Annotated in this window: 13 protein-coding genes; 5 read left to right on the top strand and 8 right to left on the bottom strand. The window is 46.0% G+C overall.

Annotated elements, in window-relative coordinates:
- Positions 1-18: 18 nt before the first annotated feature.
- The gene (locus DYH48_RS05085; protein WP_006085663.1) at positions 19-714 is read right to left on the bottom strand and encodes an acylneuraminate cytidylyltransferase family protein; all 696 of its coding nucleotides are present in this window, start codon (positions 712-714) and stop codon (positions 19-21) included.
- A gap of 3 nt (positions 715-717) precedes the next feature.
- Positions 718-1770 (bottom strand): nucleotidyltransferase family protein, encoded by a 1053-nt coding sequence (locus tag DYH48_RS05080; RefSeq protein ID WP_006085664.1) that lies wholly within the window; start codon positions 1768-1770, stop codon positions 718-720.
- 236 nt (positions 1771-2006) lie between these two features.
- On the opposite strand from DYH48_RS05080, the gene DYH48_RS05075 reads away from it, so the two are divergent.
- Positions 2007-2483 (top strand): DUF2947 domain-containing protein, encoded by a 477-nt coding sequence (locus DYH48_RS05075; RefSeq protein ID WP_115334209.1) that lies wholly within the window; start codon positions 2007-2009, stop codon positions 2481-2483.
- 289 nt (positions 2484-2772) lie between these two features.
- Positions 2773-3333: a chalcone isomerase family protein gene (locus tag DYH48_RS05070; protein ID WP_115334208.1), complete on the top strand. Its 561-nt coding sequence runs from the start codon at positions 2773-2775 to the stop codon at positions 3331-3333.
- A gap of 12 nt (positions 3334-3345) precedes the next feature.
- Here the strand turns inward: DYH48_RS05070 and DYH48_RS05065 are convergent, their stop codons facing one another.
- Together DYH48_RS05065 and DYH48_RS05060 are read right to left on the bottom strand one after the other, a co-directional pair.
- Positions 3346-4290 (bottom strand): DUF6268 family outer membrane beta-barrel protein, encoded by a 945-nt coding sequence (locus DYH48_RS05065; protein ID WP_006082463.1) that lies wholly within the window; start codon positions 4288-4290, stop codon positions 3346-3348.
- Positions 4291-4412: 122 nt separating this feature from the next.
- Positions 4413-5039: a TetR/AcrR family transcriptional regulator gene (locus tag DYH48_RS05060; protein ID WP_012587195.1), complete on the bottom strand. Its 627-nt coding sequence runs from the start codon at positions 5037-5039 to the stop codon at positions 4413-4415.
- Between the two features lie 139 nt (positions 5040-5178).
- Here DYH48_RS05060 and DYH48_RS05055 point away from each other — a divergent pair, with 139 nt between their 5' ends.
- Both DYH48_RS05055 and DYH48_RS05050 read left to right on the top strand, forming a co-directional pair.
- On the top strand, positions 5179-6285 hold the full coding sequence (locus tag DYH48_RS05055; RefSeq protein ID WP_115334207.1) for an efflux RND transporter periplasmic adaptor subunit: 1107 nt from the start codon (positions 5179-5181) through the stop codon (positions 6283-6285).
- 2 nt (positions 6286-6287) lie between these two features.
- Complete coding sequence (locus tag DYH48_RS05050) at positions 6288-9356, top strand: efflux RND transporter permease subunit (RefSeq protein ID WP_115334206.1); 3069 nt, start codon at positions 6288-6290, stop codon at positions 9354-9356.
- On the opposite strand, the gene DYH48_RS05045 is transcribed toward DYH48_RS05050, so the two are convergent.
- Positions 9353-9598 carry an HP1242/YdcH family protein gene (locus DYH48_RS05045; protein ID WP_115334205.1) on the bottom strand — a complete coding sequence of 82 codons (246 nt, stop codon included), beginning with the start codon at positions 9596-9598 and terminating at the stop codon, positions 9353-9355. The genes DYH48_RS05050 and DYH48_RS05045 overlap by 4 nt on opposite strands.
- 259 nt (positions 9599-9857) lie before the next feature.
- On the opposite strand from DYH48_RS05045, the gene DYH48_RS05040 reads away from it, so the two are divergent.
- The gene (locus DYH48_RS05040; protein ID WP_115334204.1) at positions 9858-11861 is read left to right on the top strand and encodes a methyl-accepting chemotaxis protein; all 2004 of its coding nucleotides are present in this window, start codon (positions 9858-9860) and stop codon (positions 11859-11861) included.
- 262 nt (positions 11862-12123) lie between these two features.
- Here the strand turns inward: DYH48_RS05040 and cydX are convergent, their stop codons facing one another.
- From cydX to DYH48_RS05025, 3 genes are read right to left on the bottom strand one after another with little or no spacing between them, the layout of a single operon-like run.
- Positions 12124-12240: a cytochrome bd-I oxidase subunit CydX gene (gene cydX / locus DYH48_RS05035; RefSeq protein WP_006082469.1), complete on the bottom strand. Its 117-nt coding sequence runs from the start codon at positions 12238-12240 to the stop codon at positions 12124-12126.
- Positions 12241-12259: 19 nt separating this feature from the next.
- A complete protein-coding gene (gene cydB / locus DYH48_RS05030; RefSeq protein ID WP_106651105.1) occupies positions 12260-13399 on the bottom strand; it encodes a cytochrome d ubiquinol oxidase subunit II in 1140 nt (379 codons plus the stop codon).
- Positions 13400-13414: 15 nt separating this feature from the next.
- Complete coding sequence (locus DYH48_RS05025; protein ID WP_115334203.1) at positions 13415-14971, bottom strand: cytochrome ubiquinol oxidase subunit I; 1557 nt, start codon at positions 14969-14971, stop codon at positions 13415-13417.
- Positions 14972-15049 lie beyond the last annotated feature (78 nt).

Raw genomic sequence — 15049 nt, 5'->3', positions numbered from 1 at the left:
TTAAATACGGAGGGTTAACTATTTTTTAGATACCAAAAATTCACCAAATTGAAAATCAATCTCGGTATCAATATCAATGGAGTCTTCTTTACTCATCACATGAGCAAAAACGTTTGGGGAATAGAAAAATGACTTTCTTAGCTGTAACTGTTGCACATCAAATAAATAGATAGCGCCATTAAATCGATAGTAAGCAGGCAAATCCTGGCTGCGCAATTCACTGATTTCAGATGCAATAAAACTATCGAGTGACTTAGATTCAGACAAGACATTAGCCCACAAAGGACTATGTTCGCACTCACAGACTGAAATCACCCCTTGCGCATTACTAAGCATAAAAAAATCAATTGCACTGGATATATCCGATGAACTTCTTAATGGAGATGTGGGCTGCAACAAGAGTAATAGATCATAATCTCTCCCACTCTCAGACAAAAAGTCGATAGCATGCAAAACTACATCAATTGAAGATGCAGTGTCCGATGACAAATTATCAGGACGCATAAATGGTGTTTCGGCCCCATATTGTCTTGCTATCGCAGCGATATCTTCACCATCGGTGCTTACAACAACATCCGTGATATTCTCACAAGCTTTAGCAGCTTCTATGGTCCAAGCTATTAATGGCTTACCAGCAAAAGGCTTAATGTTTTTGTTTACAATACGTTTACTGCCCGCGCGTGCGGGAATAAGGGCTAATACGCGTTTATTCATTTGTTAAATCTCTAGCATGGCAATATCGGCTTGAGCACGGTCAAAATCATCTAAACGGCCGATATCCAACCAATACTCATGGATGGGAAACATGAGCACTTGTTCCATTTTATCAATCGTATTTTGTAATAACGTTGGCATATCGATTTTAATGTCTTGCCGTACTTCTCGAATCAATTCTGGCGTTAATACATAAATGCCTGCGTTCACAAAGAAACGTTGAATAGGCTTCTCTTCCATCGACAAAATATGATGACCATCGCCAACAATGACACCATAAGGAACTTGGTATTCATAATCTCGCACGCACATAGTTGCCGTCGCGCCATTATCATTATGGAATTCGATTAATCTTTCAAAATCAACATTGGTGAGGATATCCCCATTCATCATAATCATGGGTAAACTCGGCATATCTCGAGGCAATAGACTTAGAGCACCAGCAGTACCTAGTGGCTGATCTTCCTGAACATACTGAATGCTAACGCCCCATTTGCTTCCATCACCAAAGTAACATTTAATAATCTCTGGTTTGTAGAAAACCGAAATATAGAAATTTTTAAACCCAACCCGAATAAAACTTAACAAAATGGTCTCTAGTATAGGACGACCACCAACACTCAACATTGGCTTTGGGGCATGGTCGGTCAGCGGCCTTAATCGTGTACCAAATCCCCCTGCCATTAAAAAAACTGGATTATCATACACATTTTTCTTTGAGACTGATTTTAACGTTTGAACATCTATGACTTTGCCATTATCAAGGATAGGTATCGATGTGATCGATTTTTGATCCATGATTTTAGCGAGTTCACGTTTAGGTGTCCCATTGATTGCGGTAACGGGATTAACAAACATGATCTCCTCTACAGAAGACTGTAAAGAGACGCCTCGCAAAATACCTCGTCTGATATCCCCATCTGTTATCGTGCCACGCAAACAGCCAGAATCATTAACGACCAATACGACTTTGAGTACTTCATTGTTCAATATCTCAATAGCCCTCAATATTGTGTCGCTAGGCTTAATTACTGACTTTTTCCAACCATTATTCATGACTATCTCCCGCCAAACGACTACAGTACTGTTAGCATAAGTTATTTTATTGACAACATAGTAAAACATTGTACTTCAAGCAAAAGTTACGCCACCTATACCGTAAGATATGATGCAATGTAACACCACAAAAAACAAAATAGATAAATACCAAAAATATTATTACCACTCTGATAAAATGATGCGTTGTACAATCCTTCTCTCAGCACTTGTTCCTTGATGGTATAAATTTAAACATGAATAGTTACATAGCCTTACAGAATTTCAAACGTAAGTGGATTTTCAACCACAAAGACTTGCCTGTCACTGACGAAGACAAGGCGCATATCCTGCCGTTAACAGATAAAAGTGCGATGAAAATCTGGAATCAATGGATCAGTAACAAGAGTAGTCGTGCGGAGCAATTTACTAAGGGAGACTGGGCGGCGAAGGCAGATGCTTGGTTGGAAACAGATCATTGGCAGAGTGCTTGGGATAGTGAAGATAGCTGTTTACCCGACATGTTAGCCGAGTTCATTCAATGGCCCGATGAGACAACCGTCTATTTTTGCTATGAAAAATATCAGATTATTGAAACTCGTTGGGATGTGTTCGTCCGTAATTGGAAGTGTTTTCTCTTCTTCGACGACGGTCCAATTTTGATCTCACCAAAACAGAAACAAGCTGTGATGTTCGAACAGAGTGGTCAGTACAAACTGGGCACTCGGGGATAATTTTCACGCAGAAAGTGTAACGTTGGTGATTTGCCGCCGATAGTTTTACGTCAATACTTTTACGCGATAAGTCATCTTGTTGGCATGCTCATACTTAATGATGAGTATGTCATATTTAACCATTTTCGAATGATGCTTTGGCACAATTAGCCTATCTCTCCCCTCTTCTTTAGATTAACATCCATTTTCGGTGCCGAGTATTTGAGAAGTTGGGGTCAACTTTCTGCTGTAAATACTCATAAAGCTTTACTTAAAACCCAATAATTAAAATAGAAAAATGAGGTGTATTATGAAGTTACTCTCCACTCTTACCCTAGCAAGCGCGCTGTTATTACCCCACACATTAATGGCCAAAGAAGTATCAGGTGTGCAAGTCGCCGATACTGTGACGTTAGATAGCCAAGCATTACAGCTCAATGGCGCGGGCGTTCGCAGTAAGTTCTTTATGGATTTATATGTGGGCAGTCTGTATTTGCCAGCAGCCTTGAGTAGCACAGCAGCGGTTATCGATGCTCCGATTGCGGCAATCCGCCTTAATATTACCTCTGGCATGATCACCTCAGAAAAAATGCACGATGCGATCACTGAAGGTTTTGAGCACGCGACCGCAGAAAACACCGCCGATATTCAACCGCAAATCGATGCCTTTATGGCGCTGTTTAACGAAGAAATTAAAGAAGGTGACCAATTTACCTTAGTCGCCAATAAAGCCCGCGGCGTGACGGCCTATAAAAATGGTCAGGAACAAGCCACCATCGAAGGTGAAATGTTCCGTCAAGCACTGTTAAAAATTTGGCTAGGTGACAAGCCTGCCCAGAAAAGCCTCAAAGAGGCCATGCTGGGTAAATAACTGACATTAACGTTAGAATTTGAATTCGATATCCAAGGCCGCAGCGCCTTGGCTATCCATTTCAAGTGCGGCTTGGTCGGTCACTTCTAACTCACCATCAAAGTAATAACCGGCGTAAAGATTCACTGTTAATGCTGGGGTTGCTTGCCAACCGCCACGTAAATAACTCACCCATTCGTTCGTTTCTACCACAGTGTCATCATCTTCGATAAGGAATCGCTCAGTACGACGCGAACTACCAAAGCCGACATTCCAATCGGAATTAAATCGATAACTCAGCTCTAATCCTGCAGGTCCACTAAACCCGGCTTGGAAAGGATTGGCGAGTGCCCAATGTTCATCTATCTGCCAGCGCATGGCGAGATATGGTACTGTGCGAACTTCATCGATATCATTAAGATACGCGACGCCAAAGCCAATCATATTCCCCGAATCAAATGCATACATGGCAGACGCCACAATACCGTAACTCTGGGCTTCGCTGGCCGATGCAGTGTCGGCGTAGGCATATTGGATCTGCGGCGCTAAAAAGAAGGTCCAATGTTTATCCATGCGATAATTTAACGACACTCCGGCACGGTAACGATTGATATGATCCCAATTCTGCCCGTCGGTACCAAAAAGCGGTGCGACATTGTTAGCCCCAGTGAGCGTGATATTGCGCCAATCATAATCCAGCCTGTCGTAACCCACACGAAAGCCCAAAGACCATTGCTGATTTAACGGAACATTCATCCCTGCACTCAGTAATAAACTGTCCCTTTGTAGCTCAGTATTACCATTGGCAACCTCGGCACTCTGGGTGCTGATCTGCGCGACACTTAATCTAAAAGGCTTATATTCCTGCGAAGGTTTATCCGCTGCAATAGCAGCACAGCTCATTAACGGCAACAGTAATACAGCGCTTTTCAGCAGGCGCAGTTTTGCGCTCGATGGTGAGAGTTCTCGATTAGCCACGTCAGCTCCTTGCATTTAAAATGATTAACAGATTTTTGCGCATAATACGCGCTATCAAGCTAAAAGGTTCATGCTTTCAATATTGAGATACAAAATGATACTTTTATATTGTGCAAGTTTTATTAAACCCGATGCGCCTTCAGGAACATGTCTGCACAACCCAAAATATACTCATTTCTATCGCCAACGAGTTCATCTGCCGCTAAGCCCAATTCTAATTTGAGTTTTAGCTCACCAAACAACATTAAACATAAACGCACCGCACTATGGTGCGCATTACCGAAGCGATATTGCCCTAGCGCTTCTACTGTTACTAAATAATCAGCCAATAATCCCACTATATGTTTCGGGCCCGCGTCGAAGAACAACTGCGACACTTCAGGATGGCTTTCGGATTGCGCCACACAGGCTTTGAATACCGTAATAGCTTCAGGGCTGACAATCATCTCTCCAAATTGCAGGGCAAACTGAGTCAATGCCGATTCAGGCTTAGTGGGATCACTTAACAAATCATCATTAAGATTATGGCCAACACACTTAGATTCGATTGCCGCAACAAATAATTCATCTTTGCTGCCGTAATGGGAATAGACGGTTTGTTTTGACACGCCCGCAAGCTTGGCAACCTCATCCATACTGGTATGGGGAAACCCTTGACGACAAAATAAATCAATAGCAGCCACAAGCACTTGCTGACGTTTTTGTTCGCTACGGCTCAGAGGTAACTGCGTCTCAGAGGAATGCGTCATATCGACTCTCGAATAGATAGAGATAATAAATTGGCATTAGTTAAGCATAAAATAGACTAGACAGTCTAGTTGTGCAGAACTAGACTAGCAAGTCTAGTTACATTGCATTAACGTTTAACTTACAGCGGAAGCACTTAAAATGGATCGAACTGCCCGACGTTCTTGGCGCACTATCAGCGTCTGCGTGTTTGCTTTAGTCACATTATCCGCCTGTCAAAAGGAAGTCACTGAACACGCCACGACAACCATACTGCCCACAGTCACAAGCAAAGCGTTGATCCTGACCCCAAGCTATCAGCACGAGCAAACCTTCACGGGGACTATCCGTGCGGGTAACACAACTGGCGTCGGCTTTGAACTTTCAGGAAAGTTAAACGAGCTACAGGCCGATTCCGGTATCAAAGTGAAGCAAGGTCAAATACTGGCAATCCTCGATACCCGACTACTCGAAGCCGAGCGTCAAGAGATCCAAGCGAGTCTGGCGCAAACCCAAGCCGATGTTGATCTGGCCACCAGCACTCTAAAACGTAATCAAGAATTGAAAAAATCGGGTTATGTCTCTGAGCAGCTATTAGATGAAAACCGCTCACAATTAAATAGCTTAGCCGCGGCGAAAAACCGCCTACTTGCCTCACAGCATGCCAATCAACTTAAGCTCGATAAATCCATCTTAATGGCGCCCTTTGACGGCACCATCAGCCAAAAACTGCATAACTTAGGCGAAGTGGTTGCTGCGGGTAGCCCTATTTTCACCTTAGTGGGCAATATCAATCCTGAAGCCTACATTGGCGTACCTGTCGCGTTAGCGGAGCAGTTTCACGCCGGACAGCAAGTACAAGTCAGCTTGCAAGACCAAACCTTTACCGCCGAAATCGCCGGTATCAGCGCCGAAGTCAATCCCGTCAGTCGCACCCTACAACTCAGAATAAGCCTGCCACAAGATGCCCGTGTGATTAACGGTGAAATTGCATATCTGCATCAACTGCAGCAAATTAAGCAAGCTGGGTATTGGGTGCCAATTTCAGCGCTAACGGATGGCATTCGCGGATTATGGAATCTGTATGTCATCGCAAATGATGAACAGCAATCCATCATAGAGCGACGAGATGTGGAAATCCTCTACACTACCCAAGACATGGCCTACATTCAAGGCGCGATTCAGCCCAATGAAATCTATGTTAGCCAAGGACTCCATAAGCTGGTCGTAGGCCAAGCTGTATCTCCCATTGCCGCAGCCACGAGGTAGTTATGATTAAAGCCTTTGTTGAAAACGGCCGCTTAGTCAGCCTCGTTATTGCACTATTACTGGTCGCGGGCTTTGGCGCTATCTCGAGTCTGCCGCGCACTGAAGACCCACACATAACCAACCGTTTCGCCTCTGTGATCACCCAGTACCCTGGTGCCTCTGCCGAACGGGTCGAAGCCTTAGTCACTGAGGTGCTCGAAAATCAGCTCAGACGTTTAGAAGAAATTAAGCTGATCCAATCGACCTCTCGGCTGGGGATTTCAGTCATACAGTTAGAATTGAAAGACACAGTCATGGAGACAGATCCCGTGTGGTCACGGGCGCGGGATTTATTAGCCGATGCGAAGATTAATCTGCCCGAGGGTATACAATCCCCGACACTTGATGATCAAATTGGTTATGCCTACACCGCCATTTTAAGCTTAGTGTGGAATAGCAATACGCCCGTTCGAGTCGATATGCTCAACCGCTACGCGAAGGAATTACAGAGCAGACTCAGGCTGTTGTCAGGCACGGATTTTGTCAAACTCTACGGCGCACCGACCGAAGAAATGCTAGTGCAGCTCGATGGCAACAAGATGAGCCAGTTACAACTCACTCCAGCTTCCATCGCCCATATTCTCAGCGACGCCGACAGTAAAATTGCCGCGGGTGAAATTAATAACAGTGAATTTCGCGCCTTAGTCGAAGTCTCGGGCGAACTCGACTCATTAACACGCATTCGCCAAGTGCCACTAAAAATTGATAACCAAGGCCAAATTATTCGCCTTGGGGATATTGCCACTGTCACGCGCCAAGCCAAAACGCCCGCGGACAGCGTAGCCTTAGTCGATGGTGAACAAGGCGTTTTTGTCGCCGCGCGCATGCTTAACAATAGCCGTGTCGATCTCTGGCAAGCACAAGTGAATAGCGTCGTCGATGAACTTAATCACGAAGTGCCCGCCAATATCCAGATCCAATGGCTATTCGAGCAAAACAGTTACACCAGCGATCGCCTTGGCGGACTCGTGGTTAACCTGCTGCAAGGATTTGTGATCATCTTGCTGGTATTGCTACTCACCCTCGGACTACGAAACGCCATCATAGTGGCGATTTCATTGCCCCTTACAGCACTGTTTACCTTGGCCTGCATGAAATATATCGGCCTGCCCATACATCAAATGTCGGTGACAGGCCTCGTCGTCGCCCTTGGGATCATGGTGGATAATGCGATTGTGATTGTTGATGCCATCTCACAACGGCGCCAACAAGGGATGAGTCGCCTAGCCGCAGTGAGCGAAACCATACACCACCTTTGGCTGCCCTTAGCAGGTTCAACGATTACCACGATTTTAGCCTTTGCGCCCATAGTGCTGATGCCCGGTGCCGCAGGAGAGTTTGTCGGTGGCATTGCCATGTCAGTGATGTTTGCGCTGCTGGGCTCTTACCTGATTTCCCACACGATAATTGCGGGACTCGCGGGACGATTTAGCCATGAAGGCAAACATGATGCCTGGTATCAACACGGGATCAACCTCCCACTGGTGAGCCAATATTTTCAAGCGAGCCTCAGAATCGCCCTTAAACGCCCTATTCTCAGTGCGCTGCTTATCGGCATTACGCCAGTATTAGGTTTTTACGCCTCGGGCAAGATGACAGAGCAATTCTTTCCGCCATCGGACAGGGACATGTTCCAAATTGAAGTCTATCTTGCGCCCCATGTGAGTTTAGAAAACACTTTGAACCAAGTGCAACTGATGGATAAAAAGCTCCATGCCGTCAATGGGATTACCCAAGTCGATTGGGTGGTGGGCGGCAATACGCCCTCATTTTATTACAACCTGACACAGCGCCAACAGGGCGCGACTAACTATGCGCAGGCCATGGTGAAAGTGACCGACTTTGAACGTGCCAATGAGCTGATCCCCGAATTACAACAGCAGTTCGACAGTGCTTTCCCCGAGGCACAAGTGCTGGTACGCAAACTCGAGCAAGGTCCGCCCTTTAATGCGCCGGTAGAGTTGATGATCTTCGGTCCAAATCTCGATACGTTGCGTTCACTGGGCGACGAAGTCCGCAATATCCTCGCGCAAACGCCGGACGTACTCCATACCCGAGCAACCTTGAGTGCCGGTGCGCCTAAGCTGTGGCTGCAAGTGAATGAAGATGCCAGCTTAATGAGTGGTTTAAGTCTGACGGATATTGCCAAGCAGATCCAAATGTCGACCACGGGCGTTATCGGGGGCAGCGTGCTTGAGCAAACGGAGTCATTACCCGTTCGAGTGCGACTCGGTGATGGCAGTCGCGAACAAGTCACCCGCCTTTCAGAAATTCAATTAGTGACCCCTTCGGGTGAGTCGGTCGCGCTCTCTGCCCTCGCCCACAACGAAGTGCAAGTAAGCCGCGGCGCCATTCCAAGACGTAACGGCCAAAGGGTGAATACAATAGAAGCCTATATTGTCAGTGGTGTGTTACCCGCCCAAGTGCTTAACGATGTCAAAGATAAAGTGGCTCAACTCGCGCTACCATCGGGATATCGCATTGAAATCGGCGGTGAAAGCGCGAAACGTAACGAAGCGGTCGGCAATTTACTGTCCAATGTGATGTTAGTCGTCACCTTGCTATTGGCCACTGTGGTGTTGTCGTTCAACTCCTTTAGGCTCACGGCCATCATTTTGTTGAGCGCGATACAATCAGCGGGACTTGGCCTATTAGCCGTGTTTGTGTTCGGCTATCCCTTTGGATTCCCTGTCATCATAGGTTTGCTAGGCTTGATGGGACTGGCCATTAACGCTGCCATAGTGATCTTGGCCGAACTTGAGGATATGCCGAGTGCCAGACTCGGCGATATGGAAACCATAGTCTCAACCGTCAGCAGTTGTGGCCGCCATATCAGCTCGACAACCATCACCACAGTAGGCGGGTTTATTCCGCTTATCATTGCTGGCGGTGGATTTTGGCCTCCCTTTGCCATTGCTATCGCGGGCGGCACGCTACTGACGACTTTGCTCTCTCTGGTTTGGGTACCGACTATGTATTTGCTGTTGATGAAAACCCGTAAGGCGAACAATCAGTCCGCCATTCCAGCTTAAATCGCATCGTGGACTAGGTATTGATACAGTTTATCTTTGAGGTTTAACCGCTCTAATTTTAACGCTAAAAAGTGCTCATCGGCGGTGGGCACTTTAGTTAACTCAAGCGCCCTAATTTTATTGTCGAGCTCATGATAACGACTGGCCATAGTCGCAAAGGAGCTATTATTGACTTTTAGATGCTTAATTTGATCGACAAAATCAGGAAACTCATAAACTAACGCATGATTCTCACCTAGCATATACACTTCCCCTATAATGGTTCTGACTCAATGAACTCCATTCACCTTAAGCAGCTTAGTCCATGCCATCACAATACGGCCAGTTAGCAGGACTTTTTATCTGCCGACATGTCTGTGGAATGAATCCATTAACTCAAGTCTAAAACTGTTAAAATATCAAATAATTGACTATACAATTGCTTAAATACTAGACCCATATCAAGACCATGGAGTGAAACTTAGGCTACATTGATGTAACCGTTACCTATAGGATCGTACGATGAATTATAAAAATTGGCCTATTGCAAAACAAATAGGTGCCCTTGCGTTTATTCTCACACTCACCATTTTTGGCATACTCAGTACCGTTTCCTACAAAGCCGCTTCAAATGTATTAGAAGATAAAGGCATGAGTGCCATGAAGTCCGAAATGCGAGCCGTTTCAGACATGTTAGAACTGCAATACGATAGCCTTTTGCAGCTTGCAAGGCGCAACGCCGATGTGTTTAAGGAAATGTATCCAGGGCAATTTAGTAAACCAAATAAAACCGTCAATGTGATGGGAGTCAGCTCCCCCGCCCTCATGCACGAACAAGAACAAATTAACTCCTCAAAAAGTAAAGTCGATCGTTTTGCTAACCTGACAGGCGGCACGGCAACGGTATTCGTGCGTGATGGCGATGATTTTATGCGGGTGTCGACCTCACTCAAAAAAGCCGATGGTAGCCGTGCATTAGGGACCTTCCTCGGCAAAACGCATCCAGGCTATCAAGCGCTGATCAGCGGCCAAGAATACGAAGGCTACGCCAAACTCTTCGGCAAAGACTATATGACAGTCTATCGCCCAGTAAAGGACGTCCAAGGCCAAGTCATTGGTATCTTGTATATTGGTTTTGATATCACCAGCTCATTAAAACAATTACAAGACGCAGTAAACAGACTCACCCTAGAAGAAAGCGGTCATTTTCTGTTAGTGCGTAAAGCGGACAATGTACTTGTCGCGCATCCTAAATTTAATGCGGGCGACGTTATCACCGAAAGTATGCTCGATGGGTTAAGTGTGGCTGAGGCCACGAAGGATGATTCTGAGTACAGTTATAGCAATAGTAAAAATGAGCCTATGTTTGCCTATAGCCAAACCGTAACCGGCTGGAATTGGATGTTGGTAGGCCAAGTTAAGGCAAGTGAACTCAATGAAGAAAGTATGCAGTTACTCACTATCAACGCTATCGTTGCCCTCACAGGGATTGCGCTGATCACAGCACTGCTGTCTGTGGTATTAATCCGTGCACTTAAACCGTTACATGCCCTACAAGTGCATATGGAAAGGCTAGGCAGTGGCGATTTCAGTCATCACTTAGCGCCATCAGAACCACAGAGTCAAAACGAAGTTGATCGCATCACCACCAGTGTATCGACCATGTCCTCAGAGTTAAGGCAGTTAATCATTGCCCTGCAGGATTCGGTAATGAGCTTAGAGCAGCAGGCTTCTAAGGCACAAAGTATCGCCAAACAGAATGGCGAAGAAGCTCAGGCCTTAATGCTACAAACGGATCAAATTGCTACTGCCATTGAAGAAATGTCGACCTCTATTCGCGATGTGGCGAACCATGCCCAAGATGGCGCAGTTCAGAGTCAGCAAGTGGATGCCGCGGCGAAAGAAGGCCAAGATCAACAAGTTAAAGTAGTGCAAGATTTACTCAAGCTCAGTGAACAGCTCAGTAACAGTCATCAGTCGGTTGAAAAAGTCAGCCACGAAAGTGAAGCCATCAGTAAAGTCACCGAAGTGATTAACAGCATTGCCGAGCAGACAAACTTACTGGCACTCAATGCGGCGATTGAAGCGGCGCGCGCAGGCGATCAAGGTCGAGGTTTTGCGGTCGTTGCCGATGAGGTGAGAACCTTAGCTCAGCGTACCCAATCATCCATTTTAGAAATTGGCCAAACGATTGGAAAGCTACAAACCCAAGTGAAAAGCACCACAGAGCAAATGGGCCAGAGTCATCAATTAGGCATGGAATCCGCAGCACAGGGTGAAGCTACTGGCAAGCAGCTTAAGGAAATCACCCGCCGAATTGGCGAACTTGCCATTAGTTCACGCAATATCGCCTCAGCTACCGAGCAGCAAAGCAGTGTTGCAGAGGAAATTACTCATAATCTGCATCAGATCAGTGAACTGGCAAATGAAGGCGAGCACCGTGCCACTGAAACCGTGCAGTCAGCTAATGAACTGTCATCCTTAGCTGCGGCCTTAAAACGCCAAATAAGTCAATTTAAGGCCTAGATAGACTCGCTCGACAGGTTCAATTAACACCACTAGCGCAAATGTCTAATGAGTTATGTATCTAATGCCACCCACACTGGGTGGCATTTTTATGGGAGCGAGGCACGGGAGTTTTGAGGCATTATTTAAGAAAGTGATAGGAGACCATTATTGAGGATAGCTTTTAGATGAACCCAACACAGGTTAAACCTTGCCTTATCCAGCAAATAAATCCCAATAAAAAACCCCGCAAGTGCGAGGCTTTTTAAATCGAGTTTAGACGTTACTCGGCATCATCAGCCGATCTGTCCATGTTCTCAGTATTCTCAAGCCACAGGGCATTGATAATCCCGAAAGAACAGGCCAACAAAACCCCTAATATCCACGTAAAATACCACATAGCAGATGCTCCTTAATGCCTAATAGAGAGAGGCTTTGTTATCTTCAATATGTTTACGACCGATACGGCCAAACATTTTGAAATAAGTCCAAACAGTGTAGCTCAATACTATAGGGACGAAAATCGCAGCGGCAGCAGTCATCACCCCTAAGGTAGTTTTACTGGCTGTTGCATCCCACATAGTCAAACTGACGTTAGGGTCTAGTGATGATGGCATGACGAATGGGAACATAGCTGCACCGCACGTCAAAATAACCATAGCGACAGTCAGCGAACTGAATAGGAACGCAAAACCTGAACGGTTAAAGCGGCTCACCAGAATCACTAACAGCGGCAATAGCACACCTAAGAAAGGGAACAACATAGTGATGGGGTATTTGTCATAGTTGGCAAGCCAAGCACCCGCTTCAATCGCGACTGTTTTCATTGCTGGGTTAGACACCGCATTATGGTCAAGGACTGATGTCACGACATAACCATCAATACCATTGGCTAACCACACGCCCGCCGCAGCAAACAACACAGCCACTAATAGTGCGAAGAATTGCGTGGCTTTCGCAGCACGAACTCGCAGCTCGCTATCAGTCTTCATTTGTAGCCAAGAAGCGCCTTGCATCATAAACATGCTCACGCTCACAAGACCTGCCAGTAGACCGAAAGGATTCAACAGACCGAATAGACCACCGTGGTAAGTCGCACGTAGGAACTCGTCGAATTCAAACGGTACGCCTTGTAACAAGTTACCAAAGGCTACGCCTATGATCAGTGGAGGTACAAAACCGCCGGCAAACAAGGCCCAGTCCCACGACTTACGCCACTTTGGATTTTCAATTTTAGAACGGTAATCGAATCCGACTGGACGCATGTAAAGGGCAAACAGCACTAACATCATGGCGACATAGAAGCCAGAGAAAGACACTGCATACACCATAGGCCAAGCGGCAAATAACGCACCACCTGCTGTGATTAACCACACTTGGTTGCCGTCCCAATGGGGAGCAATAGTGTTGACCATGATACGGCGTTCAGTATCGTCTTTACCTATGATTGGCAGTAACGCACCGACACCCATGTCAAAACCGTCAGTAACCGCAAATCCGATGAACAGTACGCCGATCAGAGCCCACCAGATAACTCTTAATATTTCATAATCAAACATAATGAAATCCTCTGCTTAGGCTTCTAGGTTCTCGAAATGATAACGACCAGTTTTTAAACTGCTCGGACCAATGCGGGCAAACTTAAACATCAAGAACATCTCAATCACCAGCAGCACAGTGTAGAACAGGGTGATAGAAAGGATACTGAACCATAAGTCGCCAGTCGTTAAGCTTGATGCAGACATAAAGGTCGGTAGTACCTCAGAAATCGTCCAAGGTTGACGACCATACTCAGCCACAAACCAACCACACTCAATCGCGATCCAAGGTAATGGCAAGCTATAAAGTGCAGCTTTAAGTACCCATTTTTTCTCAGCGATTTGATGACGTGTGCTTTGCCAGAATGCCGCAGCAAATACGAACAACATGATAAAGCCTAGACCCACCATCACACGGAAGCTCCAGAAAATCGGTGCTACGTTCGGGATAGAATCTTTAGCCGCTGCTTTAATTTGCTCTTCAGTGGCATCGACCACTTTGTCTGTGTAGCGTTTCAACAAGAAACCATAGCCTAAGTCGACTTTCGCTTCTTCGAAGGCCGCACGCAGTTCAGGTGTTTCTTCACCCGCACGCAGCTTCACTAACATGGCATAGGCTTTCATACCGTTACGGATGCGCACTTCATGCTCAGCAATCAAATCATGGATACCCGTGACTTCTTCATCCAATGAGCGTGTTGCCACAATACCCATAGCATAAGGAATTTTGATCGCATAATCCGTGTGCATGGTTTCTTGATTTGGGAAACCAACCGCAGTAAAGGCCGCAGGAGCAGGTTCAGTGTGCCATTCAGCTTCAATCGCCGCTAACTTAACACGCTGTGCTTCACCGACTTTATAGCCAGATTCATCACCTAACACGATAACCGATAGAATTGCCGCCATACCAAAGCTTGCCGCAATCGCGAATGAGCGACGGGCAAAAGGTAAGTCACGTTTCTTGAGGATGTAATAAGCACTGATTGCCAGTACAAACATGGCACCCGCGACATAACCCGAAGCCACAGTGTGAACAAACTTCACCTGCGCGACAGGGTTAAACACCACTTCGGCGAAGCTGGTCATTTCCATGCGCATGGTTTCGTAATTGAACACTGACCCCACAGGGTTTTGCATCCAACCGTTTGCCACTAAAATCCACAATGCCGACATGTTAGAGCCAAAGGCCACTAACCAAGTCACCACTAAATGTTGACGTTTAGTGAAACGATCCCAACCGAAGAAGAACATACCGACGAAGGTAGATTCGAGGAAGAAGGCCATTAAACCTTCAATAGCCAGAGGCGCACCAAAGATGTCCCCTACGTAATGCGAATAGTAAGACCAGTTAGTACCAAACTGGAATTCCATTGCCAAACCTGTGGTAACCCCCAAGGCAAAGTTAATACCAAATAACTTACCCCAGAACTTAGTCATATCTTTATAAATTTGTTTATCCGTCATCACATACAGTGATTCCATGATAGCCAGCAAAAATGCCAACCCCAACGTCAAGGGAACAAACAGGAAGTGATACATGGCTGTCAGCGCAAACTGCAACCGCGATAGCTCAACAACCTCTTCAACAATCATCGGTGACTCCTTACTTGGTGCGTCCAATTGCTATGATAAAACCCGCGTTAATCACAGCAAGTGCCTTTGTAGGATAGT

It is taken from the genome of Shewanella baltica, from assembly GCF_900456975.1.
Taxonomy (GTDB): domain Bacteria; phylum Pseudomonadota; class Gammaproteobacteria; order Enterobacterales; family Shewanellaceae; genus Shewanella; species Shewanella baltica.
Note: the sequence above shows the minus strand (reverse complement) of the source record. Positions and strands in the feature narration are given on the sequence as shown.